General features: G+C 74.0%; 20 protein-coding genes, 1 tRNA gene and 1 pseudogene. 14 read left to right on the top strand and 8 right to left on the bottom strand.

The window, feature by feature from the left end:
• Nucleotides 1–192: 192 nt before the first annotated feature.
• The 5 genes from HCK00_RS28020 to HCK00_RS24730 all read left to right on the top strand — a co-directional run bounded on the left by HCK00_RS28020 (nt 193) and on the right by HCK00_RS24730 (nt 5722).
• Nucleotides 193–795 (top strand): EboA domain-containing protein, encoded by a 603-nt coding sequence (locus HCK00_RS28020; protein ID WP_311765474.1) that lies wholly within the window; start codon nt 193–195, stop codon nt 793–795.
• A gap of 5 nt (nt 796–800) precedes the next feature.
• Nucleotides 801–1658 carry a TatD family hydrolase gene (locus tag HCK00_RS24745; RefSeq protein WP_168104258.1) on the top strand — a complete coding sequence of 286 codons (858 nt, stop codon included), beginning with the start codon at nt 801–803 and terminating at the stop codon, nt 1656–1658.
• A 3-nt stretch (nt 1659–1661) separates the two neighbouring features.
• Nucleotides 1662–3002: a metabolite traffic protein EboE gene (eboE, locus tag HCK00_RS24740; RefSeq protein WP_168104257.1), complete on the top strand. Its 1341-nt coding sequence runs from the start codon at nt 1662–1664 to the stop codon at nt 3000–3002.
• A gap of 143 nt (nt 3003–3145) precedes the next feature.
• Nucleotides 3146–4522 carry an alkaline phosphatase family protein gene (locus HCK00_RS24735; protein ID WP_168104264.1) on the top strand — a complete coding sequence of 459 codons (1377 nt, stop codon included), beginning with the start codon at nt 3146–3148 and terminating at the stop codon, nt 4520–4522.
• 123 nt (nt 4523–4645) lie between these two features.
• The gene (locus HCK00_RS24730; RefSeq protein ID WP_168104256.1) at nt 4646–5722 is read left to right on the top strand and encodes a sugar phosphate isomerase/epimerase family protein; all 1077 of its coding nucleotides are present in this window, start codon (nt 4646–4648) and stop codon (nt 5720–5722) included.
• A 606-nt stretch (nt 5723–6328) separates the two neighbouring features.
• On the opposite strand, the gene HCK00_RS24725 is transcribed toward HCK00_RS24730, so the two are convergent.
• Nucleotides 6329–7390, bottom strand: a complete 1062-nt coding sequence (locus HCK00_RS24725) for an alpha/beta hydrolase (RefSeq protein WP_311765473.1) — start codon at nt 7388–7390, stop codon at nt 6329–6331.
• Nucleotides 7391–8192: 802 nt separating this feature from the next.
• On the opposite strand from HCK00_RS24725, the gene HCK00_RS24720 reads away from it, so the two are divergent.
• Nucleotides 8193–8280: transfer RNA gene (locus tag HCK00_RS24720), tRNA-Leu, on the top strand.
• Between the two features lie 276 nt (nt 8281–8556).
• Complete coding sequence (locus HCK00_RS24715) at nt 8557–9447, top strand: hypothetical protein (protein WP_168104254.1); 891 nt, start codon at nt 8557–8559, stop codon at nt 9445–9447.
• A 195-nt stretch (nt 9448–9642) separates the two neighbouring features.
• Here HCK00_RS24715 and HCK00_RS24710 read toward each other — a convergent pair whose 3' ends face one another.
• Complete coding sequence (locus tag HCK00_RS24710) at nt 9643–10287, bottom strand: TetR/AcrR family transcriptional regulator (RefSeq protein WP_168104253.1); 645 nt, start codon at nt 10285–10287, stop codon at nt 9643–9645.
• A 406-nt stretch (nt 10288–10693) separates the two neighbouring features.
• Between HCK00_RS24710 and HCK00_RS24705 the strand changes: the two genes are divergently transcribed.
• Both HCK00_RS24705 and HCK00_RS24700 read left to right on the top strand, forming a co-directional pair.
• Nucleotides 10694–11932 carry a YncE family protein gene (locus HCK00_RS24705; RefSeq protein WP_375782003.1) on the top strand — a complete coding sequence of 413 codons (1239 nt, stop codon included), beginning with the start codon at nt 10694–10696 and terminating at the stop codon, nt 11930–11932.
• A gap of 468 nt (nt 11933–12400) precedes the next feature.
• The gene (locus tag HCK00_RS24700; RefSeq protein ID WP_168104252.1) at nt 12401–12805 is read left to right on the top strand and encodes a hypothetical protein; all 405 of its coding nucleotides are present in this window, start codon (nt 12401–12403) and stop codon (nt 12803–12805) included.
• A gap of 139 nt (nt 12806–12944) precedes the next feature.
• On the opposite strand, the gene HCK00_RS24695 is transcribed toward HCK00_RS24700, so the two are convergent.
• A complete protein-coding gene (locus tag HCK00_RS24695; protein WP_168104251.1) occupies nt 12945–14399 on the bottom strand; it encodes a glyceraldehyde-3-phosphate dehydrogenase in 1455 nt (484 codons plus the stop codon).
• Nucleotides 14400–14982: 583 nt separating this feature from the next.
• Here HCK00_RS24695 and HCK00_RS24690 point away from each other — a divergent pair.
• Entirely contained in the window at nt 14983–15561 is a 579-nt protein-coding gene (locus tag HCK00_RS24690; RefSeq protein WP_168104250.1) for a YcxB family protein, read from the top strand.
• A 493-nt stretch (nt 15562–16054) separates the two neighbouring features.
• On the opposite strand, the gene HCK00_RS24685 is transcribed toward HCK00_RS24690, so the two are convergent.
• The 5 genes from HCK00_RS24685 to HCK00_RS24665 all read right to left on the bottom strand — a co-directional run bounded on the left by HCK00_RS24685 (nt 16055) and on the right by HCK00_RS24665 (nt 22205).
• Nucleotides 16055–17182: an ABC transporter permease gene (locus tag HCK00_RS24685; protein WP_168104249.1), complete on the bottom strand. Its 1128-nt coding sequence runs from the start codon at nt 17180–17182 to the stop codon at nt 16055–16057.
• Nucleotides 17175–18680 carry a sugar ABC transporter ATP-binding protein gene (locus HCK00_RS24680; RefSeq protein WP_168104248.1) on the bottom strand — a complete coding sequence of 502 codons (1506 nt, stop codon included), beginning with the start codon at nt 18678–18680 and terminating at the stop codon, nt 17175–17177. Before HCK00_RS24680 ends, HCK00_RS24685 begins: the two co-directional genes overlap by 8 nt.
• Nucleotides 18681–18828: 148 nt before the next feature.
• Entirely contained in the window at nt 18829–19893 is a 1065-nt protein-coding gene (locus HCK00_RS24675) for a sugar ABC transporter substrate-binding protein (protein WP_168104247.1), read from the bottom strand.
• A 207-nt stretch (nt 19894–20100) separates the two neighbouring features.
• A complete protein-coding gene (locus tag HCK00_RS24670) occupies nt 20101–20901 on the bottom strand; it encodes an SDR family NAD(P)-dependent oxidoreductase (RefSeq protein ID WP_206320901.1) in 801 nt (266 codons plus the stop codon).
• On the bottom strand, nt 20898–22205 hold the full coding sequence (locus HCK00_RS24665) for an enolase C-terminal domain-like protein (RefSeq protein WP_168104246.1): 1308 nt from the start codon (nt 22203–22205) through the stop codon (nt 20898–20900). The genes HCK00_RS24670 and HCK00_RS24665 overlap by 4 nt, the downstream gene beginning before the upstream one ends.
• Nucleotides 22206–22556: 351 nt before the next feature.
• Here HCK00_RS24665 and HCK00_RS24660 point away from each other — a divergent pair.
• From HCK00_RS24660 to HCK00_RS24645, 4 genes and pseudogenes are all read left to right on the top strand, one after another.
• Nucleotides 22557–23246, top strand: a pseudogene (locus HCK00_RS24660) (FadR/GntR family transcriptional regulator); the annotation flags it as partial.
• A gap of 298 nt (nt 23247–23544) precedes the next feature.
• The gene (locus tag HCK00_RS24655; RefSeq protein ID WP_168104245.1) at nt 23545–24402 is read left to right on the top strand and encodes a fumarylacetoacetate hydrolase family protein; all 858 of its coding nucleotides are present in this window, start codon (nt 23545–23547) and stop codon (nt 24400–24402) included.
• Nucleotides 24399–25514, top strand: a complete 1116-nt coding sequence (locus tag HCK00_RS24650; protein WP_168104244.1) for an aldo/keto reductase — start codon at nt 24399–24401, stop codon at nt 25512–25514. The genes HCK00_RS24655 and HCK00_RS24650 overlap by 4 nt, the downstream gene beginning before the upstream one ends.
• The gene (locus HCK00_RS24645) at nt 25511–26464 is read left to right on the top strand and encodes an amidohydrolase family protein (protein ID WP_168104243.1); all 954 of its coding nucleotides are present in this window, start codon (nt 25511–25513) and stop codon (nt 26462–26464) included. The genes HCK00_RS24650 and HCK00_RS24645 overlap by 4 nt, the downstream gene beginning before the upstream one ends.
• Nucleotides 26465–26641 lie beyond the last annotated feature (177 nt).

Below are 26641 nucleotides of genomic sequence, written 5' to 3'. Positions count from 1 at the left end.
CCCCCGGGGGCCCCCCCCCCCCCCCCCCCCCCCCCCCCCGCCCCCCCGCCCGCCCCCCCGCCCCCCCCCGCGCCCCCCCCCCCCCCCGGGCCCCGCCGCTCCCCGCCCCCCGCCTGGGAACTCCGCTTCGCCGCCGCCGGCCGCCGCATCGGCCGTGACCCCGGCGTCCGCGCCGCGGGCGCGGCTCCGGACGTGCCTTCCCCCGGCCCCGGCCCTGCCCCCACCCCTGGTGACCCGCGAGACCGCGGTGCCGCCACGGCCCCGGGCGGCCCCCCGTCTCCCGCCACGCCCGGCGACCCGTCCCCCGATCCCGCCGACACCGCCCGCGTCCTCCTGCTGCATGCCGCCCGGCCCGGCGCGGACACCCTCACCCGCCTCTACGACCGGGGCACCGCCGCCGAACGCCGTGCCGTCCTGCTCGCCCTGGCATACCTCCCCGGACTGGGGCCGGACGCCGTGCCGCTGGTCGAGGACGCGCTGCGCGCCAACGACACCCGGCTGGTCGCCGCCGCCGCCGGCCCGTACGCCGCCCGTCATCTCCCGGCGCACGCCTGGCGCCACGCCGTCCTCAAGTGCCTCTTCACCGAGGTGCCCGTCACCGCCGTGGCCGCCCTGCCGGAACGGGCCCGCGGCGACGCCGAACTGGCGCGGATGCTGGCCGACTACGCCCGCGAACGCACCGCCGCCGGCCGCCCCGTGCCCGCCGACCTCCACCACGTCCTGGCCCTGACCGGCACCGGCCCCGCGGCCGGACCGGACCGGGCCGCCCCCGCGACCGTGACCGAGGAGCCCTGAGGCCGATGCGCATCTTCGACCCCCACATCCACATGACCTCGCGCACCACGAACGACTACGAGGCGATGTACGCGGCCGGGGTCCGCGCCGTCGTGGAACCCTCGTTCTGGCTCGGCCAGCCCCGCACCTCGCCCGAGAGCTTCTACGACTACTTCGACGCCCTCCTCGGCTGGGAGCCGTTCCGCGCCGCCCAGTACGGCGTGGCGCACCACTGCACGCTCGCCCTCAACCCCAAGGAGGCGAACGACCCCCGCTGCGCGCCCGTCCTCGACGAGCTGCCCCGCTATCTCGTCAAGGACTCCGTGGTCGCCGTCGGCGAGATCGGCTACGACTCCATGACCCCCGCCGAGGACCACGCCCTCGCCGCGCAGCTCCAGCTCGCCGCCGACCACGAGCTGCCCGCGCTCGTCCACACCCCGCACCGGGACAAGGCGGCGGGCCTGCGCCGCACGATCGACGTGGTGCGCGAGTCGCACCTGGCGCCGGAGCTGGTCCTGCTCGACCACCTCAACGAGACGACGGTCGCCGAGGCCCGGGACAGCGGCTGCTGGCTCGGCTTCTCCATCTATCCCGACACCAAGATGGACCCCGACCGCATGGTGCGCATCCTCCGGGAACACGGCACCGAGCGGATGCTGGTCAACTCCGCCGCCGACTGGGGCCGCAGCGACCCGCTGAAGACCCGGCACGTCGGCGACGCCATGCTCGCCGCCGGATTCTCCGAGGACGAGGTCGACCAGGTGCTCTGGCGGAACCCCGTGGCCTTCTACGGGCAGAGCGACCGGCTCGACCTGGACGTGCCCGCCCCCGGCGGGGCGCCCGCCACCCACGAGGGCAACTCCATCCTCCGCGGAGGTGAGTGACCGGTGCGCTTCCGCCACCCCGACGGCTCCACCGTCCACCTCGCCTACTGCACCAACGTCCACCCCGCCGAGACCCTCGACGGTGTGCGCCGCCAGCTCCGCGAGCACTGCGAGCCGGTCCGCCGCCGCCTCGGCCGGGACCGGCTGGGCATCGGCCTCTGGCTGGCGCGCGACGCGGCCCGTGCCCTCGTCGCGGACCCGGCCGCGCTGCGCGCGCTCCGCGCCGAGCTCGACCAGCGCGGCCTGGAGGTCGTCACCCTCAACGGCTTCCCGTACGCCGGCTTCGGCGCCGAGCGCGTCAAGTACCGCGTCTACCGGCCCGACTGGACCGAACCCGAGCGCCTCACCTACACCACCGACCTCGCCCGGCTCCTCTCCGGCCTGCTGCCCGACGACGTAACGGAGGGGACCGTCTCCACCCTCCCGTTCGCCTGGCGCACCGGCTGGGACGAGAACGGGGCGCGCGCCGCGCGCAGCGCGCTCACCCTGCTCGCCCAGCGCCTCGACGCGCTCCAGGACCTCACCGGCCACTCCATCCGCGTCGGGCTGGAACCGGAGCCCGGCTGCACCGTCGCCACCACCGCCGACGCCGTCGCGGCACTCGGCGGCCCGGGGCGGCCACCGGCCGGGCGGATCGGGGTCTGCGTGGACACCTGCCATCTGGCCACCGAGTTCGAGGACCCGGCCACCGCGCTGGGCGGGCTCGCCGCGGCCGGCGTCCCCGTCGTCAAGGCCCAGCTCTCCGCCGCCCTCCACGCCGAGCGGCCCGACCGCCCGGAGGTACGGCAGGCGCTGGCCGCCTTCGCCGAGCCGCGCTTCCTCCACCAGACCCGCACCCGGGCGGCCGGGGGAGCGGTGGTCGGCACCGACGACCTGGACGAGGCGCTGGGCCTGCCCACCGAGGAGGCCGGGGACACCGGTTCCGCCGCGGAGCGGGCACCCGCCCTCTCCGCCGCGGGCGCCGGGCCCGCCCCCGCGGCCGGGCCGGCACCGGCCACCGCGTCCGGCGGAGCGCCGGACGAGGAGCCGCAGCCGCGCGGCGGCGCCCCCGCACCTACCCTGCCCACCGAGGCGCCCTGGCGGGTCCACCTCCACGTCCCGCTGCACGCCGCCCCGCTGCCCCCGCTGACCTCCACCCTCCCCGTCCTCCGCGACACCCTCACCCGGCTGGTCGGCGGGGCCGTGCCGCTCACCCGCCACCTGGAGGTGGAGACCTACACCTGGCAGGCGCTGCCGCCCGCCCTGCGCCCCCGTACCCGCGACCGGCTCGCCGAGGGCATCGCCGCCGAACTCGGCCTCGTCCGTGACCTGCTGACCGAACTCGGCCTCAAGGAGCTGCCGTGAACGCCGCCCCCGGCACCCCGGAACCCGACGGCCCGCGACCGGACACCGGCCCCGCCGGGCCCCGCCCCGCCCCGGACGACGGGGCCACCGGGCCCGCGACGGCCCCGCCCGGGCCCGCCGGGGACCGTCCCGCCCCCCGCCGCCTGCTAGTCCTCGACGTCGTCGGTCTCACCCCCCGGCTGCTGGAGCACATGCCGTATCTGCGCGAGCTGGCGGAGACCGGGGCGAGCGCGCCGCTGGCCACCGTGCTGCCCGCGGTCACCTGCACCGTCCAGTCCACCTTCCTCACCGGCACCACCCCCGCCGGGCACGGGATCGTCGGCAACGGCTGGTACTTCCGCGACCTCGGCGAGGTCTTCCTGTGGCGCCAGCACAACGCCCTCGTCCAGGGGGACAAGGTCTGGGACGCGGCCCGCCGCGCGTACCCCGGATACACCGTCACCAACGTCTGCTGGTGGTACGCGATGGGCGCGGACACCGACCTCGCGATCACCCCGCGCCCCGTCTACTACGCCGACGGCCGCAAGGAGCCGGACTGCTACACCATCCCCGCCGGGCTGCGGGACGAACTCACCGAGCAACTCGGCACCTTCCCCCTCTTCCACTACTGGGGCCCCACCGCCGACCTCGCCTCCAGCCAGTGGATCATCGACGCCACCCGCCACCTCATGCGCACCCGCCCCACCGACCTCACCCTCTGCTACCTGCCGCACCTCGACTACGACCTCCAGCGGTACGGCCCGGACGACCCCCGCACCCACGCCGCCGCCCGCGAACTCGACACCGCGCTCCGGCCGCTGCTGGACGAGGCCCGCTCCGGCGGGGCGGCGGTCGTCGCGCTCTCCGAGTACGGCATCACCCGCGTCAGCCGCCCGGTGGACATCAACCGCGCGCTGCGCCGCGCCGGGCTGCTGGAGGTCTACACCCAGGACGGCATGGAGTACCTGGACCCCTGGGCATCCCGTGCCTTCGCCGTGGCCGACCATCAGATCGCCCACGTGTACATCCGCCGCGCCGGCGACCCGGAGGAGACCGCCGCCGTCCGCGCCGCTCTGCGGGACCTGCCCGGTCTCGGCGAACTCCTCGACGACGAGGGAAAGAAGGCGCACGGGCTGGACCACCCCCGCGCCGGTGAACTGGTCGCCGTCGCCGAACCCGACGCCTGGTTCACCTACTACTACTGGCTGGACGACGCCCGGGCGCCCGACTTCGCCCAGCTCGTGGAGATCCACCGCAAACCCGGCTACGACCCGGCCGAGCTGTTCATGGACCCCGAGGACCCCTATGTCCGGCTGCGGGCCGGGACCGCGCTCGCCCGTAAGAAGCTCGGGATGCGCTACCGGATGGCCGTCGTCCCCCTCGACCCGTCACCCGTCCGCGGCAGCCACGGCCGCCTGCCCGGCAGCGAGGACGACGGGCCGGTGATCATCTGCTCCCGGCCGGGAGCCCTCGGCGGCGACGGGGCCTTCGCGGCGACCGACGTCAAATCCCTGCTGCTGCGCCTGGCCGGCCTGGGCTGATCCGCGGCGGCCCCGGAGGCCCTCCCCCGGCCGGCACACGCCGCACCAGCCCCACGAACCCACCCTCCACCACCCCCGTCCGGCAGGACCCTCACGAGTTCACGTACCGACAGGAGCGCCACTGTGACTGCGAAGAAGCCCGACTCCGAACTCGCGCACCGCCTGAGCAGCCTCCGCCGCCGCGGTTTCCTCGGCGTCGCGGCCGGCACCACCGCCGCCGCCCTCCTCACCACGACCGGGGCCGGGTCCGCCGCGGCCGCCACCTCCGAGGCCGCGACCGGCGCGGCCGCCGCCGGCCGGGGGAAGGGCCGCGGTCCCCGCCTGGTGCCCCAGGGCCGGCTCGGCGTGCAGCTCTACAGCCTCCGCGACCAGGTCTCCACGGTGGGCTTCGCCAAGGTCTTCGCGGAGCTGAAACGATACGGCTACGACGAGGTCGAGTTCGCCGGCTACACCCAGGGGAACGGGCCCATCACCCTCCCCGCCCTCCGCCGCCTCGTCCGCGACAGCGGCCTCAAGGCCGTCGGCAGCCACGTCGGCTACCACTCCGACGACCCCGGCGCCTACACCTTCGCCACCAACCTCGACCAGGTCCTCGACGACGCCGCCGAGCTGGGCCTGAAGCACATCGGCACCGCGAGCGGCCCCTTCCGCTACGGCGACACCGTGGACGCCTGGAAGCGCGCCGCCGAGGACTTCAACCACTACGGCGCCGAGGCCAGGAAACGCGGCATGACCTTCTACCAGCACAACCACGCCGAGGAGTTCTCCTTCGCGAGCGACCGCCCGGACGTGCGCCTCTACGACGTCCTGCTCCGCGAGACCGACCCGCACCTCGTCGCCCTGGAGATGGACATCTACTGGGCCTACTGCGCCCAGTTCCGCTTCAGCGTCCGCCCCGACGGCAGACCGGCCCCCTTCGACCCGATCGACTACGTGCTGAAGCAGCCGCACCGCTACCCGCTCTTCCACGTCAAGGACGGCGAGCGTGACCCGTCCACCCGCGATGGCTACAGCATGACCGACGTCGGTGACGGCGACATCGACTACCAGCGTTTCATCGGCGGCGTCGAACGCCTCTCGCGTTCCCGCCGCAGCAGCCACCACTGGATCGCCGAGCACGACAACCCGGGCGACTCCCTCCGCTTCGCCCGCCGCTCGGCGGACCACCTGCTCTCGCTCCGGGCGGGAGACCGCTGCTGAGCTGAGCCGGACCGGAGCGAGCCCAGGTGCGGCCCGGCAGCGGGGCGCACCGGGGGACCGGCTCACCGGCCGGTCTCCGGGGGCGCGGTCCCGGCGCCCCCGGGCCCACCGGGGAGCCGGCCCGCCCGCCCCTTGGGTGCGGTGTGCGGCCGGCGCTCCGGCGCGGGCCCTCCACGACCGCCGCTCCGTGCCCGCCGTCCGCCACCACCCGCGCCGTCCCGGCCCACCGGGCAGCGGCGCGGGTGGTGGGCGCCGACGGACGGACGGGCGCGGGGCGGTGCCCCGTCCCGGCCCTCCCCGGGGGCGCGGGGTCCCGCCGTGGCCGGGGACCACACCGGGCGCCGCACCACGTTGCGCCCCTGCCGCCCTTCGCCGGGTGACGCCGCCTCGCCGTCTTGCCGTCTCGGCGTCTTGCCGCCTCGGCGTCTCGCCATCTCGGCGCTGTGGCGGTGGCCGGTCCGTCCGGCGTCGAGGCGCCGGTCCCGCACCAGGCCACCACCCGGCCCCGGCCACGCCCCCCGGGGCGTACCCCGGTTCGGCGCCCGTCCCCGTCGCCCCAGCACTCCGGCACTCAGCGGCGCGGGACGCCCCGCCGTGCGGAGAGGCTCACCCGTGCAGGGCGCCGAGCAGCATCGGCAGGGTGTCGTACAACTCCCGTTCCCAGTACGGCGGGGCGTGGGTGCCGCGAAAGAAGCGGGTCGTGACCCGCGCGCCCGCCTGCCGCAGCCGGTACGCCACGGCCCGGGACTCGTCCCCCATCAGCGACTCCGTCAAGGAGATCACCTCCGCCGGGAAGAGCCCGGCGAGCCCCTCGAACCCCGGGATCTCCTCGTCCGGTTCGGTGCCGGGCGGGTCGAGCGCGCCCGGGGTGCCGTCACCGGCGGCGATGTGCACCGGCACGCTCCGCAGCCGGCCGGCGAGGTGGTAGGGGTCGTGGGCCGCCCAGAGGTGCCGCTGCCGCACCGGGTCACCCCAGATCCGGCGCCAGTCGATGCCCAGGTACTCCGCGCCGGCCGTGACGGCCTCGGGGTACATCAGCGGATGCAGGAACCCGCTGAAACTCGCCACGGCACGGAAGAGACCCGGGTTACGCGCCGCGTACACCAGCGCGCCGTACCCGCCCTGTGACTCACCCGCCACCACCCGGCGGCGGCCCGCCCCGTACTCCCGTTCCAGGAGCGGTAACAGCTCGCGCAGATGGAGGGTCTCCACGGCCGGGGCGCCACCCGCGCCGCCGTTCCACCAGTCGGTGTAGAAGCCGTAGAACGGCATGGAGGGCATGACGACGAGCGTGCGCCGGAGGGACGGCTCGTCCTGGAGCCCGTACTCGTCGGTGAAGGCCAGGTGGTCGCCGTGCCCGCCGGGCAGCAGCCACAGCACGGGCCAGTGCTGCCCGGGCCGGCGCGCGTGCCACCCGTCCGGGAGCAGTAATCGCACGGCCGCGGGCCGCTCCAGAGAGGGGGAGCGCACCGTCAGGTCGAGAACGCGCTCACCGGTGCGCCGCTCCCCGACGACCCGGGGGCCGCGCCCCGGAGGCAGGGGCCCGGCCCCGCCGGAAGCGGCGCCGGCTCCGGACGGGGAACCGGACGCGGCCCAGGCCACGTCGCCACCCCCGGCCAGGGAAGCGGCCGGGACCCCCAGCCCCGCGGCCGCGGCGGTGCGCAGCACCCCGCGGCGCGGAAGGGGACGAACCGGGGGAGGGGCCGGGGGAGGCCCCGCGGACCGGTCCCGGACCGGCTCCGGAGGCGTGCCCCGGGCCGCGGTGAAGACGAACGGTGAAACCATGCCGACCCCCGTTGGGTGATGCCCGCCGCGACAAGGAAGGACAGGAAGGACAGGAAGGACAGGAAGGACAGGTAAGGGCAGGTAAGGAGCAGGAACGCATCGGCCGGGCTGGTGAAGCGGCTCGCGGGCCGACCGCCTCCAGGCTCCCCCGCCCGCCGTTTCCCCGGCACCGGGATCGCCCTGACCGGAGCCCTGAACGGCCCCCGAGCCCCGGCTGTTGCGGGCCCGGGTGCCGTCCCTGATGACGGCTGACGGCTCCGCGCCGCCACCCGGCCGCCAGGCCGCCACGCGGGGAGAGCCCGCCGATGGCCCGGCCACCGGACCGGCCACCGGACCGGCCACCCCGCGAATCACCGGCCCGGCGGCCGGTCCGGCCGCCGGACGGGCCGACCGCCGGGCCGGCCGCGGACCGGCGGGTCCGGCGGCCTACGGACCACCCCGTACCCCGGCCGCTCCCGGCATCGGCCCTGCGCCCTTCCCCCGTCGGCGGAACCCGCCACGGGCCGCCTTCCGCCACGTCCGCCCGGCCCTGCGAACCGCGTGTCGGGAAGGGGCCACTCCCCGTCATAAGGGCAGGTCGCCGCCAGTCCCTCCGCTCCCGGGCCGCCCTCGTACGGAGATGAAACCCACCCGGGACCCCTGGTATCGTTGGTGTCGTCGCCGCGGGAAACCGCGGGCACACCTTGTCCGGGTGGCGGAATGGCAGACGCGCTAGCTTGAGGTGCTAGTGCCCTTTATCGGGCGTGGGGGTTCAAGTCCCCCCTCGGACACCACAGCGGAAGCAGTGAGCGCGAGGGCCCCGACTTCACGGTCGTGGTCCTCCTTTCGTATACGGGATTCGCCGGGCCCCCACGTTCCACCAGGGGCACGTGGACGTCTTGGCCGGCTCGGTCCCCGCGCCGAGGTACCGGCACGCCCTGTATGGCGCGGTGTCCGCAGCCTCTGCGGGGCCTGGCCCGGATGTCAACGCGGCGCCGTCTCTTCATTCGAACCAGTGGCGTATTGCCTTATCACCACCTGTGCTGATCAAGCGTCATTACGTTCCTCTCATGGTCACTTCCCCGCATGAAGCGTCACATCGGATCTTCCAGGAGCAGCCCGACATCCTCGCTCCCGTGTTCCGGATCCTCGGTGTGCCGCTTGCCGAGAAGGCGGTTGTGGAGGTGCTGAGCCCGGACGCCACCGAGATCCGGCCCCTGGAGCGCCGGGTCGACAGCGTTCTGCGGATCACTCCACCCGGCTGTGAAGGATTCCTCCTGGCGATCGAGTCCCAGGGCAGACGAGATCCGGGCAAGCCCGCGAGCTGGACGTATTACCTCGCTCACCTCCAGGCGAAGTACGACAGCCCGGTCCTGCTCCTGGTCGTCTGCCAGGACAAGGCCACCGCCCGGTGGGCGGCCGGGCCCTTCGCGGCCGGGGTCGACGGCTGGACGGCGCTCCGCACCTATCCCCTGGTCCTCGGCCCCGGCAACGTCCCGGTGATCACCGATCCGGAGGAAGCCGCCCAGGATCTGACACTGGCCACCTTCTGCGCCATGACACACGGGCGGGACCCGGACATCAACGGCATACTGGAGGCGCTGGCACGCGCCCTGGGCTCGGCCGATCGTGACTCCGCCCGCTACTACGCCGAACTGCTGGAAATCGGTCTGGGGAACACCCCGGCCAAGGCCACCTGGAAGGAACTGATCATGGTGGGCACGTACTTCCCCGGACGGGGGACGATGATCGAGGAAGCGTTCCTGGAAGGAGAGGCCAAGGGGGAGGCCAGGGGCCGGGCCGAGGGCATCCTGCTGATTCTGCGGACCCGTGGTGTCGAGGTTCCGCAGCAGGTGGAACAGACGATCGCGCAGTGTGTGGATCTGGACACCCTCCAGATGTGGCTGAAGCGCGCGCTCTCCGTGAGCCGGGCCGAGGAGCTCTTCACCGCGCCGGAGTGAGCCCGCGGACGGGAGACCGGGCGGCAGTCACCACGTGGCGGCCGCCCGGTCCGCCGTGTGACCTGCCGGTGCACGCTGCCGCACGTGGCGGCGCGCCGCTGCCGCGGGCGGCGGTGCGGCGTTCACCGGGGCGCCGGCCGGCTGCGGTGGCGGTCGCGGGCCGTCGGGTCCGGTGAACGCCGGCGGGCCCGGGGCTCAGGGGCCGATGCCGAGGCGGGTCAGCAGGATCTTGAGGAGCTCCTCGACGACCTGGTCGAGGGCGGCGTCGACCCAGCCGACCGACCAGTCGTGCATCAGGCCGTTCACGGCCCCGATGAACGCGGCGGCGGCCACGCGGTAATCGCCCGGTGGGAGTTCGCCGCGTTTCACCGCCTCGTCGGCCTGGCCGCAGAGGAAGTCGATCCAGCGGGCGCGGCGCTCCAGCCGCTGCCGGTCCAGACGTGGCGACACGCCGATGACCTCGACGTACGCGATGCGGGCGTGGCGAGGGTCGGCGGTGGCGCCCGCCGTGTAGGCGCGGAACAGCCGGCTGTGCCGCTCGGCGAGGGGCAGCGCCCGCGCTTCGGGCCAGGCGGCGACCACGGACCGCTGGGCGGTGTCGTTGACGTGGAGGTGCAGCTCGGCGAGGAGGTCCTCCAGGGTGCGGAACTCCTCGTAGAACTGGCGGGTGGAGAGGCCGGCGGCACGGCAGACATCGGTGATGCGGGTGGCGCGGTAGCCGGGGCCGGCGCCGAACAGGTCCAGTCCGGCCTCGAGGAAGCGGTGGCGCCGGCCGGCCCGGCGTTCGGCCGCCGACTTGCCCGCGTACCGGCCCGCCGCCGGTGTGATCCTGCCCGTCACCGTGTACTCCGCTCCGCTTGGACGTATCCGGCCCGGGGCCGGACCGCCGCACCTTTTCCCGTACCGGGTCTTGAAGCACTCGCGCGTTCTTACTTACTATTCAGTAACTGATTCTGAGAATCCCGATGTTCAGATGTGGGCCGGCGCGGTTGCCTCCGCTCCGTTCCCCGTACCACCCCCGCCGTCCCGCTCCAGGTGGGCCCTGGGGATCACGTCCGGCCCCGCGCCACGGCCTCCCACCGCGCGTCACCCGCCCGGCGCCGGTGAACTCGCTCCGCCTCGTGCTCTTCCTCCTGTCCGCCCGACCCCCTGGAGAAGCACCGTGCACGCTCAGACCTCCGGCGAAACGCCGAAGACCCCCCACCGGACCCCGTCCCGTCGCCGCCGCACCGGACCGCTCTCCCTCGTGGCGGCCGCGGCGGTGCTGGCCGGAGCCGGTGTCGTCCCCACGGCCACGGTGGCCTCCGCCGAGCCGGCCCGCCCGTCCGCCGGCACTCCGCTGCGCGAGGTGATGCTCGTCGGCAACAACTGGGAGGGGACCGCTGACGTCATCGAGTCCAGCGGTGACTTCGCGAAAATCGGCCGGATCAACCTCGTCCCCGACAAGAAGGAACGTCTCCGGGAGATCTATCTCAACCCCGTCAAGCTGGCGTTCTTCCTCGGCATCCGGCACACGGTCGGCGAGGGGAACGACCAGTACGTGGACGACATGTACACCACCCCGGACGGTTCGGCGATCGTCGTCTCCCGGCCCAGCTTCGCGGATGTGGTCTCCGTCGACACCGCCACGGGCAGGATCAAGTGGCGGTTTCCCGTGTCCGGTTTCCGCGCCGATCACATGGCCGTCTCCCCGGACGGCACCCGTGTGGCGGTGTCGGCCTCCACCGGCAACACCGTGCACGTCCTGGACATCGCCACCGGCCGGGAGGCCGGCTCCTTCACGACCGGCGACAAGCCGCACGAGAACGTCTTCACCGACGGCGGCCGGTACATCTGGAACATGTCGATCGGTGAGGTGAACAACGACTTCGACGCCCCCGCCCTGGACTTTCTCAAGGGCGATCGCAAGATCACCATCGCGGACGCGGAGACGTTCGAGCACGTCCGGACCATCGATATGCGGGACCGGCTGGACGCCTTCGGCCGCAAGGACTTCTCCGACGCCGTCCGTCCGGTGGCCTTCACCCCGGACGAGTCGAAGCTGTACTTCCAGGTGTCGTTCTTCAACGGCTTCTTCGAGTACGACGTCGCCAAGGACGAGATCACCCGCGAGAAGGTGCTGCCCAAGAACCCGGCGACCAGCGACGACCGCACCACCTTCGTCAACGACTCGCGCCACCACGGCATGTCGATGAACCCGTCCGGCAGCAAGCTGTGCGTCGCCGGGACGATGGACGACTACGCGACCGTCGTGGACCGCGAGACGCTCCAGGAGGGGCCGCTGGTGAGTGCCGCGAAGCCGTACTGGGCCACGGTCAGTGGGGACGGCAAGGCGTGCGTCATCTCCGAGAGCGCCGCCGACCAGGTCACCGCCATCGACTTCGCCACCGGGAAGAAGATCACGTCCGTGCCGGTCGGCGACCACCCCCAGCGCGTCCGGATCGCCCAGCTCCCGCACGGCTGGACGGGGCCGGCGGGCGGGTGACGGGCGAGCGGGGGCCCGGCGCCGCGGTGGTACCGGTGTTCTGCCGATACGGCGCCGGCGCGGTGCCGCGTTCGCCCGCGGACGCGGAGCCCGCCCGCGCGCGGACTCACCGGCGCGGGAGGTCCTCCCGGATGTGCCCCGCAAGGGGGCGCCGCCGATCATCGAGTTCCCGGTGACCACCGTGACCACCCCCTGCGCTTCAGCGAGCCGCGGAACGAGGCCGAGGGCGGCAGCCGCACGAGGCGGTGGGCGGCCGTCCGGTCCGCCTGGGCGGCCTCTGCGCCCTCCGGTCAGCGTTCTTCGGCGGTGCCCACAGGTCATGGCCCCGGCGTTCAGCTGTGGGACAGGCTGTCGGTATACCGGCACCACGCGGGATCCGCCACCGGTGGGCCGCGTGGCGTGCCCGGCATCCGGAAAGCCGCACCCGTCACGTCCGTGCCGCGTCCGACAGGCACAGTTGGGGGAGAGATGCGCCTCAGTTCACGAACGATCGGTTTACTCTCGGCTACCGTCCTCGCGGCCGGAGGGCTGACCGCCGCCACCGCACCCACGGCCCACGCGGGTCCGTCGAAGGCGCTGGCCTGCTACGACACCGCCAAGTCGTTCTCCACGACGCTCGTCGGGTCCTACCACCGGTGGCCCGCCTCCGGTTCGGCCACCACCACGGCCAACTGCAACGACATCAACGTCAAGCCCGCCGTCGGCGACGACGTGCGGACCTGTTTCCTGCCCTCCGGCGGTGGCACCAGCTGCAACGGGTGGCGCCGGATCAACGGGGGCAGCTGGGGCCTGGCCGCGACCGACGTCAGGACCGGCACCAAGTTCTATCTGCAGTTCCGGTACGGCTACGAGTCCGGTTCGGTCGCCTACTGACCGGACCGGACCGGTCACCTGACCCATGGAGCCCCGGGCGTGATCGTCACGCGCCGGGGCTCCCGTGGTCCGGCAGGGCTGGGCCGCCGTGGCCCCTCACGTCGGGGTGCGGGAGGGGCCGCCGGGCCGTCACCCCAGGTCAGACCGTGGCCGGAGCGGCCATCGGGTATGTCGGGTACTCCACGCCCGAGACATACTGGACGATACGCACGACCTGGCACGAGTAGCCGAACTCGTTGTCGTACCAGAGGTAGAGGATCGCGTTGTCGCCCTCGGCCTTGGTGGCACCCGCGTCGATGATCGAGGCGTGCCGGGAGCCGATGAAGTCGCTGGAGACGGCGTCGGGGGCGCTGATGAAGTCGATCTGGCGCCTGAGCGGTGAGGTCAGGGAGACATCGCGCAGGTGGTCGAGGACATCCTGGCGGGTGGTCTCGCGCGCGAGCTGCAGATTGAGGATGGCGATCGAGACGTTCGGCACCGGCACGCGGATGGAGCTGCCGGTGATCCTCGCCTTGAGGCCGGGCAGCGCCTTGGCGACGGCGGAGGCGGCCCCGGTCTCGGTGATGACCATGTTGAGCGGCGCCGAGCGGCCCCGCCGGTCGGACTTGTGGTAGTTGTCCAGCAGGTTCTGGTCGTTGGTGAACGAGTGGACGGTTTCCACATGTCCGCGCACCACCCCGTACTCGTCGTCCATGGCCTTCAGCGGCGGAACGATGGCGTTGGTGGTGCAGGACGCGCAGGAGAGGATCCGCTCGTCCGGCTTGATCGTGTCGTGGTTGACGCCGTGCACGATGTTCGGGACGTCACCCTTGCCCGGCGCGGTCAGGACGACCCGGTCGATGCCGGGGCGGAGGTGGTTCGACAGGCCCTCGCGGTCGCGCCACCGTCCGGTGTTGTCGATGAGGATGGCGTCCTTGATGCCGTACGCCGTGTAGTCCACCGAAGCCGGGTCGTCGGCGTAGATCACCTTGATCGCGTTGCCGTTCGCCACGATGGTGCTGTCGGCCTCGTCCACGGTGATGGTGCCCTGGAACTGGCCGTGGATGGAGTCCCGGCGCAGCAGCGAGGCCCGCTTCACCAGATCCTGGCCGCCGCTGTTCCGGACGACGACGGCGCGCAGCCGCAGCCCGTTGCCCGAGCCGGCCTTCTCGATGAGCAGCCGGGCCACGAGCCGGCCGATCCGGCCGAACCCGTAGAGGACGACGTCACGCGGGGCGCGGCGCTCGATCTTGTTCGGGCCGGTGGCTCCGGCGACGGCCTCGGCGGTGAACTCCTCCACCGACAGCCCGCGCTCGTCCGCCTTGTGCGTCGCCGCGAGCATCCCCAGGTCGATCTGGGACGGGCCGAGGTCGAGCGTGGTGAGCGCACGGAGGTACGGCATCGTCTCGGTGACGGAGAGTTCCTCACCCGCGATCTGCCGGGCGAAGCGGTGCAGCTTGAGGATGCTGACCACCGACTTGTTCACCAGGGAGCGGCTGTGCAGCAGAACGGTGACGTCCCGCTCCCGGTGCAGCTTCCCGATGAGCGGGATCATCGACTCCGCGATCTCTTCGCGGTTCTTCCAGTTGGTGAACGAGTCCACGGTGGCAGTCACTGTTTCATCTTTCGAGCTAGGCGGCGCTCATATGTTAACCACCGTCGAAGTTGATCGTTGACGTGGCCGCCCGGACCGGCCCCGGCGCGGTAGGACCCGGCCAGGCGTGGGGCGTTGCCGAACCGGGCCGGCCAGGATGCGTCGCACATGTCGGCCCCGGCCGCCCCGCACGGTGCGTGGCGGGGCTGAGCGCGTGCAGCGGTTGCGCTGGGGCGGTGCGGAAGTGAACCGCGCATGGGGAGGCGTGGGGCCGGCGAGGCCCGGCGGGAGTTGGTCCGCGCCGTGGCCGGCCCCCGCCGGGGGAGCCCACCGGGGCGACGGCCCCGCGCTCCGGCAGCCCGGGCCGCCCGGGAGCGCGCGAGGTTGGCGAAGACCTCCGGCGTGGTGCGTCATGTGGGCGACCACACCGCCCCGGAGGTCCTCTGCCCACCACCGTAGGTCGGGTGCGCCCGGTACGGAAGGCCCCGTTTCCGGCTGTCTCGCCGGCAGGAGGTGAACTGGCCTCCAGGAAAGGGCTTCGCGAGGGGACGCCCCCGCCGGGAGCGCGCCTATGATCCGGGGGAACGCCGGACCAGGAGGGGCCATGCCCGAGAAGGCACACGTCAGGGAGTCCGTGACGCTGGTGTACCAGCCCACGGCCGAGGACATCACCGAGGCCCTGCGCGCCCGCGCGCGGCTGGCCCGGACGCGGAACGCCGTACGGGCGGGCGTGGTCTTCCTCCTCATCTTCGTCTTCCTCACCGGTCTCGCCCACCTCTCCGGGGATCCCGACCCCGTCCTCTCCTCGGCGACCGGCACGGCGGTCGCGGCCGTGGCGGGTGGTGTGGCCCTGCTGCTGGGGCACCGGATGCAGGGCCGGATGGTGCGGCGGCTCGTCGAGGCCCAGGGCCGGTGCCGTACGACGGTGGACGACACGGGCATGCGCACGGCCGGTGAGCGCGGTGAGTCGACGGCCACCTGGGAGAACTATCCGCGCTACCTGGAGACGGAGAACCTCTTCGTGGCGCTGAGCCGGGACCGGCGTTCGACCGGGGTCGGCGCGCTGCCGAAGCGGGGCCTGAAGAAGGCGGCGGACGCCGACCGGCTCCGGGAGATCTTCGACCGCAACGCCCGGCGGGCCGGCCCGCCCGCCGCCGCGGAGGGCGCGGTCAGGGGCGGCTGAGGGGCGCGCCCGGGCTGCTGCCGGCCGTCCCGCCCGCGGTGTCCCGGCGGGGCCGGGGTGCCCCCGGGCCGGGAACACGTGTACCAGGGGCCGGCAGCCCGCTCCCCTCACGGGGAACGAGGGCTGCCGGCCCACGGTGTCATCCGGCGGCCGCGCGGGGACCCCCAGGCTCACACGCCTCTGCCGGAGGACGGGCTCATGCAGGGCCGCCGCGCCGGTGGAGCGCCGTGCGTGGCACCCTCCGGACGGCCGGGCGGGCCGTCGCGAACGCGAATGCGGGACCGGGGAGCGGCATGGTGGAACTCCCGGAAGGTGGGGGCCGGTCCGGTGCCGGAGAGCCGGGCGCCGGGTCGTGGGAGCGTTCCCACTATAGGAAGGGCCCGGTGCGGGTGCAATGCCGCGTACGGTCCCCGCCCGGCCCGGTTCCCCGGGTTGAGGAACTGTCCCGGCACGCGCTCCCCGGCACCCGCCGGGCCGCGCGCCCCGGCCCGGGTCAGTCCTGTGCCTTCCCTCCCGTCACGCGGGAGAGCGCCAGGGCGATCAGGATGATGGCGCCGTTCAGGGCACCGATCCACTGGGCGGGTACGCCGCCCAGGGTGAGGACGTTCTGGATGAGGAAGAGCAGGAGGATGCCGGTGAAGGCGCCGAACACGCTGCCCTTTCCGCCACTGAGGCTGATGCCGCCGATCACGGCCGCCGCGAAGACGGTGAAGATGTAGCCCTCACCCTGCGCGGACGCCACGGAGGCGAGGCGGCCGGAGAGCATCAGGCCGCTCAGCGCGGCCAGCCCCCCGGCGGTGACCATCACGGTCCACAGCACCCGCTCGGTCCGGATGCCGGCCGCCCGCGCCGCGTCCACGTTGCCGCCGATCGCGTACAGGGAGCGGCCGAAGCCCGTGAAGCCGAGGACGACGATGCCCACCGCGAAGAGGACGAGGCACACCCACACCGACGCCGGCATCCCGAACCACTGGGCGGTGCCGAGGTAGAGCATGGACTCGGGCAGATGGAAGAAGGTCTGCCCGCCGGAGATGCCGGTGAGGATGCCGCGGAGCACGATCAGCATGCCCAGGGTGACGATGAATCCGTTGAGGCCGAAGTTGACGATGAACAAGGCGTTGACCGCGCCGATGAGCAGCCCCACGGCGAGGGTCACGGGCACCGCCCAGCCGCCGGGGAGGAGGCCGAGGCCGTGCCCGGCGCCCACCGGCACGACCAGCCAGGCCGCGATGCCGGGGGCGAGGCCGCAGGTGGACTCCAGGGACAGGTCCATCTTCCGGACGATCAGGACCATCGTCTGGGCCAGTACCAGGACGGCGATCTCCGACATGGTCTGAAGGACGTTGACCAGGTTGTCCGCGCGCAGGAAGACCGAGTTGACCATCTGCCCGACGATCGCGATGACGATGATCGGCGGGATCAGCGCCAGGTCGCGCAGGCGGGCGAAGGCGATCCGCCGCTCGGCCCGGCCCGCCGGGAACTCCGGTGGCGCGGGGGCCTCGGGGCCACCGTCCTTCCCGCCGCCGTGGGCGCCGCCGGAAGTCCCGGGGGCGCGTGCGTCCACGCCGGTTCCGGCGCCTCCGGCGTCGTCCGCCGCGCCGGTGGCCACACGCTCAGGCATCGAGGTCCACTCCTTCCATCGCGGCCACGAGTTCGTGGTCGTCCCAGCCGCCGGCCATGGTGGCGACGACGCGGCCCCGGAGCATCACCAGGACGCGGTCACAGACCCGCAGGTCGTCGAGTTCGTCGGAGGCCAGCAGGACGGCCGTGCCGGCGGCGGCCGTCTCCTCGACCTTGTCGAGCAGGAACTCCTTGGAGCGCACGTCGACACCCGCGGTCGGGTTGATCAGGACGAGCAGCTTCGGGTCGTCGGCGAGCGCGCGGGCCAGCACGACCTTCTGCTGGTTGCCGCCGGACAGGCCGGCCACCGGGAGCTCCGGGCCCGGCGTCTTGATCGCCAGGTGCGTGATCATGGAACGGGTGAGGGAGTCCCTGCGGCGCGCGCTGAGGAAGCCGCGGGAGCGGATCCGGTGCGGCACGCTCAGCGTGCTGTTGTCGGCGACGGACAACTGGGGGACGAAACCCTGCTGGTGACGGTCGCGCGGGACGAACCCGGCACCGGCGGCGAGGGCCGCGGGCACGCTCCCGGGCCGGGGGCGCCGTCCCGCGATCTGCACGGTGCCGCTGTCGGCGGCCCGCAGCCCCACCACGGTCTCGGCCACCTCGTTCCGCCCGCTGCCCGCGGCCCCGGCCAGCCCGACGATCTCGCCCGCCCCGATCTCCAGGGAGACGCCGGCGTAACTGCCGTCGGCGGTCAGGGTGTCGACCCTCAGCGCGGTGGCCCGCTCCGGGCCGGGCGGGTGCCGGACGGTGCGCCGCTCGGCCGCCGCCTCGCCGGTCATGGCCGCCACCAGCTCCGCGCGGGGGAGGCCGGCCACCGGGGCGGTCAGGACGTGGCGGGCGTCGCGGAAGACGGTCACCGTGTCGCAGATGTCGTAGACCTCTTGCAGGTGGTGGCTGATGAACAGGAAGGTCACGCCCTGCCGCTGGAGGTCCTCGACGCGGTGGAACAGGCGGCTGATGGCCGCGGCGTCGAGCTGGGCGGTGGGCTCGTCCAGGATGACGAACCGCGCCCCGAAGGAGAGCGCCCGCGCGATCTCGACGAACTGCCGCTGCTCGATGGAGAGGTCCTTGGCGGGCAGCCGGACGTCCACCTCGACGGACCACTTCTCCAGCAGGTCGCGCGCGTCGCGCCGGACCCGGCCCCAGTCGACGAGGCCGAGCCGGCCGCGGTCGAGGCGGTTCAGGAACAGGTTCTCCGCGACGGTCAGCTCGGGGATGACGGTGGACTTCTGGTAGACGCAGGCCACGCGCCGCCGCCAGGCGTCGCGGTCGGCGGGGCGTGGCGCGGGCTCGCCGTCGAAGAGGACGGTTCCCCGGTCGGGGGTGAGCAGCCCGGTCAGGATGGCGACCAGGGTGGATTTCCCCGCGCCGTTGCGGCCCACGAGGGCGTGTGTCTGGCCCTGGCCGACGCGGATGCGGGCGTCGTCGAGCGCCACGGTGGAGTCGAATCGCTTGACGATTCCCGACGCCTCGGCGACGGGCGGGGCCGGGTCCATGGCTGCCTGTGCCTTCCGGATCGCAGGGTGGGTACGGACGGGTCGAGTGGACGCGGGCGGGGCCGACCGGGGCTCCGCCGAAGCGGCCGGCCGGGCGCGGGCGGGGCCGGCGCACGCGGGGGACACCGCCCCGCGACGCCCCGGCGGCCTAGAGCTGGTTGCCCCAGAGGGAGGTGTCGGTGCTCTTCAGACTGGGGACCCCGTCATAGGTGCCGCCGTCGGCCGTCACCAGGGGCGCGGACAGCTGGTCCTCCAGCAGGCCCGGCCGCACCTCGATGATCCTGCTGTTGTGGTCGGTCTCGCCGGGCTCGAACTTCTCGCCGTCGAGGGCGGCCTTCAGGTAGTACAGGGCGTACTTGGCGTACTGGTCGGCGGGCTGGGAGACGGTGGCGTCGATCTTTCCGTCCGCGATGCCCGAGAGCTCCTCGGGGATGCCGTCGTTGGACACGACGAACACGTGCTCGGGGTCGTCGGGGTCGACGAGCAGGCCCTTCTGCTTGAGGACCTGCAAGGTGCCGGAGAGGGCGAAACTGGACTGCATGTAGACGCCCTTGATGTCCGGGTGCTGGGTGAGCCGGGCCTGGAGTTTCTGCGCGGCGGTGGCGCCGTCCCAGTTGGTGGCCTCACCGAACACCGTGATGCCGGGGTACTTCTTCTTCATGCACGCGTTGAAGGCCTCGGTGCGGTCGCGGCCGTTGATGGAGGAGAGGTCACCCTGGAGCATGACGACCTTGCCCTTGCCGTCGAGCCGGGAGCCGAGGAACGCGCAGGCCTTCTCGCCGTAGGCGCGGTTGTCGGCGCGGACGACCATGTAGACCTCCCCCGAGTCGGGGCGGGTGTCCACGGTGACCACGGGGATCTTCTTGTCGGCGAGCTGCCGCAGGGTGGGGGCGATGGCGGCGGTGTCCTGCGGGGCCATGGCCACGCCCTTGACGCCCTGGCTGATGAAGGTCTGGGCGTTCGCGGCCAGTTTCGCCACGTCGTTCTGGGAGTTCGTGGTCTTCACGTCCAGGCCGGACTCCTCGGCGTACCGGGGCGTGTACTTGATGTAGGAGTTCCAGAAGTCGGTGTCCGAACGGGGATAGTCCACGCCGACGACGGCCGTGCCGCCGGAGCCGGCGGACGAGCCGCCGCAGGCGCCGAGCAGGGGCAGGGCCAGCACGGTCACGGCGGCTCCCAGGACGGCGCCTCGTCGGGTGTGGGTGAGCCTCATCGCTCTCCTCCTCACGGGAGTGGTGCGCGAACGGGTGCGGGACGATCCGGGCGGAAACGCGGTGGTGCGGTGGGCGGCCGGCGGGTCGGCCCGCCGTCGGGCGGGGTGCTCGGGGGCGGGCGGTCAGGTGGCGAGCGGTGGGGCGGGGGCCCGGTGGGCCGGGGCGAGGGGCCGGCGCCGTGGCGGGGGCCGCCGGCCGTTTCGGGGTCAGGTGCGGGGGCGGAGACGGAGTCCGCTCATGCCGCCGTCCACCGGGAGGGCGGTGCCGGTGGTGGAGCCGGACAGCGGGCTCGCGAGATAGGCGATGGCGGCCGCCACCTCGTCCGCGTGGACGAGCCGGCCGATGGGCTGGCGGGCACTGAGCGCGGCGCGCTCGGCCCCGGGGTCGGGGGCCCGGTCCAGCAGCCGCCCGATCCACGGGGTGTCGACGGTGCCGGGGTTGACGCAGTTGACGCGGATGTTCTCGGTCACCAGGTCGGCCGCCGAGGCCAGGGTCAGCGACAGCACGGCGCCCTTGGTGGCGGAGTAGAGCGCCCGCTGCGGCAGTCCGGCCGTCGCCGCGATCGAACAGGTGTTGACGACGGAGGCGTGGGCGGAGCGGCGGAGGAAGGGGAGCGCCGCGCGGGTGACGCGGACGACACCGAAGACGTTGACCTCGAAGACCCGGCGCCACTCGGCGTCGTCGTTCTCCCCGATGGCGCCCTGCGCCCCGATACCGGCGTTGTTCACGAGGATGTCGACGCCGCCCAGTGACGCGGCGGCCCGCTCGACGGCCCCGGCCACCCCCGCGTCGGACACGTCGGCCCGGATGCCGGTCAGCGGTGCGGGCAGGCCGTCCGGGGCGAGGTCGAGACAGACGACCCGGGCGCCCCGTGCGGCCAGCAGCCGGGCGGTGGCCAGGCCGATGCCGGACGCCCCGCCCGTGACGACGGCCCGGAGCCCGTCGAGCTCCCGCACGGGCGGGTCCCCCGCCCCGGGGACCGGCTCCCTCTCCGCCGCCGCGTTCATCGCGCGTCCTTCCGCCGCCACACCGCTCCGTCGGGATGGCGGTGCGCCGCGGCCGAATCCGCCCGGAGTTCCGCGCTGAGACCGGGGGCGGACGGCGCCAGGTAGCGTCCCCCGCGGACCCGCACCGGGTCGGTGAAGTGCTCGTGCAGATGGTCGATGTACTCGACGACCTGGCCCTCCGCGCTGCCCGACACCGCTACGTAGTCGAACATCGCCAGGTGCTGGACCATCTCGCACAGGCCCAGGCCGCCCGCGTGCGGGCAGACCGGGACGCCGAACTTCGCGGCGAGCAGGAGGACCGCGACGTTCTCCGTCACGCCCGCCGTGCGGCTGGCGTCGAGTTGCAGCACGTCCAGGGCGCCCGCCTGGAGGAACTGCTTGAACATCACCTGGTTGTGGATGTGCTCCCCGGTGGCCACCTTCACCGGGGCCACCGCCTCGCGGACCGCCGCGTGGCCCAGGATGTCGTCGGGGGAGGTCGGCTCCTCGATCCAGTAGGGCTCATACGGGGCGAGCCGGCGCATCCACTCCACCGCCTGCTCCACACCCCACGCCTGGTTGGCGTCGACCGCGATCCGGATGTCCGGGCCGACGGCCTCGCGGGCCAGCCGCAGCCGCCGGACGTCCTCCTCGGGGTCCGCCCCGACCTTCAGCTTGATCAGCGTGAATCCGTCGGCCACGGCCTCCTTCGCCAGCCGGACCAGTTTCTCGTCGGAGTAGCCCAGCCACCCCGGGGTGGTGGTGTACGCGGGGAACCCCTCCGCGAGCAGCCGCTCGGTGCGTTCCGCACGGCCGGGTTCGGCGCGCCGCAGGATCTCCAGCGCCTCCCCGGGGGTGAGGGCGTCCCGCAGGTAGCGGAAGTCGACGAGGGAGACCAGGCGTTCCGGCTCCATCTCCGCGAGCAGCCGCCAGACGGGCTTGCCCTCCCGGCGGCCGTACAGGTCCCACACCGCGTTGACGATCGCGGCGGCGGCCATGTGGATGACCCCCTTCTCCGGTCCCAGCCAGCGCAGTTGGCTGTCCCCGGTCAGGCGCCGGGAGAACGCCCCGAGGTCGGCCAGGACCTCCTCCACCGGCAGACCCGTGACCAGCTCCGCCAGGGCGCGGACGGCGGCGACCGTCACCTCGTTGCCGCGCCCCACGGTGAACGCCAGGCCGTGGCCGACGGCTCCGGCACCGGTCCGCACGGTGACGTAGGTGCCCGAGTAGTCGGGCTCGGGGTTCATGGCGTCCGAGCCGTCGAGGTCGAGGGAGGTCGGGAAGCGGATGTCGGCCGCCTCGACGGCGGTGATCAGCTCAGCCATGGACGGCCACGCGCCCTTTCCGGGAACCGGTGGCGCCGTGCCCGGCGCGGTCCGGTGTCGTCACGTGCGGTACGTGCTGGACGTGCGGTGCGAGCGGTGCGTGCGGTGCGTGAGTCGTCGGTGTCGAGGTCGCGATCTGAGGAATCACATCCCGTGACATGGGATGGATTTATACGTGGGGGGTGGAGTGGTGTCCAGGGGGCGGTACGGAACTCACCGCCGATTCCCGAAAGTTCGCGGCTGAACGGTGGTGGCGCGGGCGGCCCGTGACGGATCGTCCTCCGGCGCCGTTCCGGGACATGGGATGCCCTGTTAGCCTGACCCCGCACAACAGGGGGTGTGGAGCGACCGATGTCACTGACCGACAAGGCCATCCAGCGGATCCGGGAACTCATCCAGTCCGGCGAGCTGCCCCCCGGGGCGAAACTGCCGCCCGAACAGCAACTCGCCGCCGAGCTGGGCCTGTCGCGCAATCTGATGCGCGAGGCGGTCAAGGCCCTCGTGGTGGCGCGGGTGCTGGAGATCAGGCGCGGTGACGGCACCTATGTCACCAGTCTGGAGCCGGCCCTGCTGCTGGAGGGCCTGGGCTCGGCCGTGGAGCTGCTGCGCGGTGACACCCTGCTGGAACTGACCGAGGTCCGCAGGCTGTTCGAGCCGGTGGCCACCGGGCTGGCCGCCGCCCGCATCACGGACGAGGGGCTGGCCGAGGTCAAAGGCCACCTCGACGCGATGACGGCGGCCCGGGACGACGCCGAGCTGCTCACCCGGCACGATGCCGCCTTCCACCGCGCCGTCGCCGCCGCCACCGGGAACAGCACCCTGGTCACCCTGCTGGAGGGCATCTCCAGCCGCACGATCCGGGCCCGCGTCTGGCGCGGGCTGGTCGATTCCGACGCGGGCGAGCGCACGCTCGCGGAGCACCGGGCGATCCACCAGGCCCTCGCCGCCCGGGACCCGGCGCTCGCCGAGGCCGCCGCGCTGCTCCACGTCAGCACGACGGAGCAGTGGCTCCGCGAGCATCTGACGGGCGGCGACGCGTCCGCCCACCGCCCCTCCGGCCACCCTCCGCCGTCCGAGGGCCCCCCGCCCTCCGACCGCCACCGGCCCCCGGACGCCCCCCACCCGCCGGACATCCACCGCCCCCCGCACCGGGCCCACCGGCACCCGGCAGCGCACCGCGGGGCGGACGGCGCGTGAGCGCCTGACCGGTGGCGGCGCACGGCCCGGGACCACCCGCCGCCCGCACCCGCCCCCTCGCACCCGGGGCCGCCGGTACCGGCCCCGGCCCCCGACACCCGACACCCCGCACCCCGCCACCAGGAACCCCAGGAGTTGCCCTGTGAGACTCGCTCGTGTGGGCGCGCCCGGCGCCGAGACCCCCGTTCTGCTCGACGGCGAGGGAACGGCGTGGGACCTGTCCGGACTGACGACCGACATCGACGGCCCCTTCCTCGCCTCCGGCGGCCCCGGGCGGGCCGCGGCGGCGCTCGCCGAAGGGCGGCTGCGGCCGCTGGACCTCACGGGCCTGCGGTTCGGAGCGCCCGTGGCCCGGCCCGGCAAGGTGGTCTGCGTCGGCCTCAACTACACCGACCACGCGGCCGAGACCGGCGCCGAGCCGCCCGCCGAGCCGGTCGTCTTCATGAAGGCGTCCAACACGGTCGTCGGTCCCGACGACGAGGTGCTCGTCCCGCGCGGCTCCACCAAGACCGACTACGAGGTCGAACTGGCCGTGGTGATCGGCGCGACGGCGCGCTACCTGGAGAGCCCGGCGGACGCCGGGCGGGTCATCGCGGGGTACGCGATCGCCGACGACGTCAGCGAACGGGAGTTCCAGCTCGAACGCGGCGGCCAGTGGGACAAGGGCAAGTCCTGCGAGACGTTCAACCCCCTCGGCCCCTGGCTGGTCACCGCCGACGAGGTGGGCGACCCGCAGAACCTGGCGATGCGGCTGTACGTCAACGACGAGCTGCGCCAGGACGGCCACACCAAGAACATGATCTTCGACGTGCGCCATGTGGTCTGGTACCTCAGCCAGTTCATGGTGCTGGACCCCGGCGACCTCATCAACACCGGCACGCCCGCCGGGGTGGCGCTCGGTGCGGGCAACGACTTCCCGTATCTGCGCGCCGGGGACGTGGTGCGGGTCGAGATCGAACGGCTGGGTGCCCAGCAGCACACCATCGGGCAGGCCGGATGAGCGGCCCGCCCGCGCGGCGGCCCGCCGGCCCGCACTCCGGCCCCCGGTCCGGCCCGCACTCCAGCCCCCACTCCAGCCCCCAGTCCGGCCCGCAGTCCGGCCCCCAGTCAGGGACGCCCCAGGAGCCGCCCGCCGCTCCGTCCACCGGTCTGCTCGCCGAGCGGGTGGCCATCGGCCGCCGGGGCGCGACCGTCGGCCGTCTCGGCCTGGGTACGGCGCCGCTGGCCGGGCTGTTCGCCGCGGTCGGGGCGGCGGAGGCCGAGGAGACGCTGACGGCCGCCTGGGAGGCCGGCGTCCGCTACTTCGACACCGCCCCGCACTACGGCGCCGGCCTGGCCGAACAGCGGCTCGGCGCGTTCCTGGCCGCCCGCCCGGCCGGACGGGCCACGGTGTCGACCAAGGTGGGCCGGCTGCTCGTGCCCGGCGACCCGGCCGACGGCGACGAGGGCTTCCACGGGGCCCCGGGCCTGGTCCGCGTCCGGGACTACAGCGCGGAGGGCGTGCACCGCTCCGTCTCCGAGAGCCTGGAGCGCACCGGGCTGGACGCCTTCGACATCCTCCTCGTCCACGACCCCGACGAGCACTACGCCGAGGCCCTGACCGGCGCCTTCCCCGCCCTGGCGCGGCTGCGGGACCAAGGTCTCGTCAAGGCGATCGGCGCGGGCATGAACCAGACCCGGATGCTGGTCCGCTTCGTCGAGGAAACCGATCTGGACTGCGTCCTCGTCGCCGGACGGTACTCGCTGCTCGACCGCTCCGCCGAGGCGGAACTGCTGCCCCTGTGCGCGCGCCGGAAGGTCGGCGTGCTGGCCGGCGGCGTCTTCAACAGCGGTGTCCTGGCCGATCCCCGTCCCGGCGCCACCTATGACTACGTCCCGGCGCCCCGCCCGGTCCTCGACCGCGCCCGCGCCTTGTCCCGCGTCTGCGCCGACCACGGGGTGCCGCTCGCGGCGGCGGCGCTCCAGTTCCCGCTGCGGCACCCGGCCGTCTCCTCGGTGGTGGTGGGCGCGCGCAGCGCGGCGGAGGTACGGGAGAACGTCGCGCACGCCACGCTGGACCTGCCCGAAACGCTGTGGGACGACCTGACGGCGGCCGGGGCGGTGGGCCCATGACGCGGGGTGAGGAGCCGGCGCGCCGTGCCGGTGACGGAGGCCTGCCCGAACCCGTGGCCGGTGCGGGAGAGGTGCCCGCGGCCGGGCCCCTCAGGGTCGACGCGCATCACCACCTCTGGGAGCTGTCCCGCCGCCCGCACGGCTGGCTGGACGCCCCCGAACTGGCCGCCGTGCGACGGGATTTCACCCCCACGGAACTGGCGGAGGCGGCGGGCGCGGCCGGAATCGGCCGCACCGTCCTGGTGCAGGTCCTCGCCGATGCCACCGAGACGCGGGAGTTCCTCGCCACCGCCGAGGACCAGGCGCTGATCGGCGCCGTCGTCGGCTGGGCCGACCTCACGGCCCCCGGCCTGGCCGGTGAACTGCACGCCCTCCGCGAGAGCCGCGGCGGACGGTACCTCGCCGGGATCCGCCACCTCGTCCAGGGCGAACCGGACCCCGCCTGGCTGGCGCGCCCGGAGGTCGTCGCCGGGCTGCGGACCGTCGCCGCCCACGGCCTCGCCTACGACCTGCTCGTCCGCCCCCACCAGCTTCCCGCGGCGATCGCCGCCGTGCGCGCCGTTCCCGAACTGACCTTCGTACTCGACCACGCCGCCAAGCCACCCGTCGCCTCCGGCGCCCTGGAACCCTGGGCCTCCCTCACCGCCGAACTGGCCGCCGAGTCGAACGTCTCCTGCAAGCTCTCCGGCCTGGTCACCGAGGCCGGTCCCGGCGCCTGGACGGTGACGGGCCTCCGCCCCTACGCCCGCGCGGTCCTGGACACCTTCGGGCCCGCCCGGGTGATGTTCGGCTCCGACTGGCCGGTCTGCCTGACGGCCGCCGGCTCGTACGGCGAGGTCCTCGCGCTCGCCGAGGAGCTGACGGCCGGCCTCTCCGCCCCGGAACACGCGGCGGTCTTCGGCGGCACGGCCGCACGCGTCTACCGGCTGGACGAGCGCCCAGGGCGCTGACCCGCGGGCCCGGCCCGGCGGGCCGGGCAGGGCCTCGGCCCCGGCCACGGCCGCTCACGGGCTTTCCCGGAGGGGCCGGCCGCCGTGCGCCGGGCACCGGGGCGGAACCGGCCCTGTGGCCGGACGGATCACGCCCGCCAGGGGCCCCGCGGGCGGCCGGCGGCCCCGGCGGGCGTG

It is taken from the genome of Streptomyces zingiberis (assembly GCF_012034935.1).
In the GTDB taxonomy this organism is placed as follows: Bacteria; Actinomycetota; Actinomycetes; order Streptomycetales; family Streptomycetaceae; genus Streptomyces; species Streptomyces zingiberis.
Note: the sequence above shows the minus strand (reverse complement) of the source record. Positions and strands in the feature narration are given on the sequence as shown.

Coding starts and splice junctions, on each gene's coding strand:
- HCK00_RS24700 (WP_168104252.1), top strand. CDS start 12,401: ATGCGCCTCAGTTCACGAACGATCGGTTTACTCTCGGCTACCGTCCTC.
- HCK00_RS24745 (WP_168104258.1), top strand. CDS start 801: ATGCGCATCTTCGACCCCCACATCCACATGACCTCGCGCACCACGAAC.
- HCK00_RS24645 (WP_168104243.1), top strand. CDS start 25,511: ATGACGCGGGGTGAGGAGCCGGCGCGCCGTGCCGGTGACGGAGGCCTG.
- HCK00_RS24675 (WP_168104247.1), bottom strand. CDS start 19,893: ATGAGGCTCACCCACACCCGACGAGGCGCCGTCCTGGGAGCCGCCGTG.
- HCK00_RS24690 (WP_168104250.1), top strand. CDS start 14,983: ATGCCCGAGAAGGCACACGTCAGGGAGTCCGTGACGCTGGTGTACCAG.
- HCK00_RS24715 (WP_168104254.1), top strand. CDS start 8,557: ATGGTCACTTCCCCGCATGAAGCGTCACATCGGATCTTCCAGGAGCAG.
- HCK00_RS24680 (WP_168104248.1), bottom strand. CDS start 18,680: ATGGACCCGGCCCCGCCCGTCGCCGAGGCGTCGGGAATCGTCAAGCGA.
- HCK00_RS24670 (WP_206320901.1), bottom strand. CDS start 20,901: ATGAACGCGGCGGCGGAGAGGGAGCCGGTCCCCGGGGCGGGGGACCCG.
- HCK00_RS24650 (WP_168104244.1), top strand. CDS start 24,399: ATGAGCGGCCCGCCCGCGCGGCGGCCCGCCGGCCCGCACTCCGGCCCC.
- HCK00_RS24665 (WP_168104246.1), bottom strand. CDS start 22,205: ATGGCTGAGCTGATCACCGCCGTCGAGGCGGCCGACATCCGCTTCCCG.
- HCK00_RS24685 (WP_168104249.1), bottom strand. CDS start 17,182: ATGCCTGAGCGTGTGGCCACCGGCGCGGCGGACGACGCCGGAGGCGCC.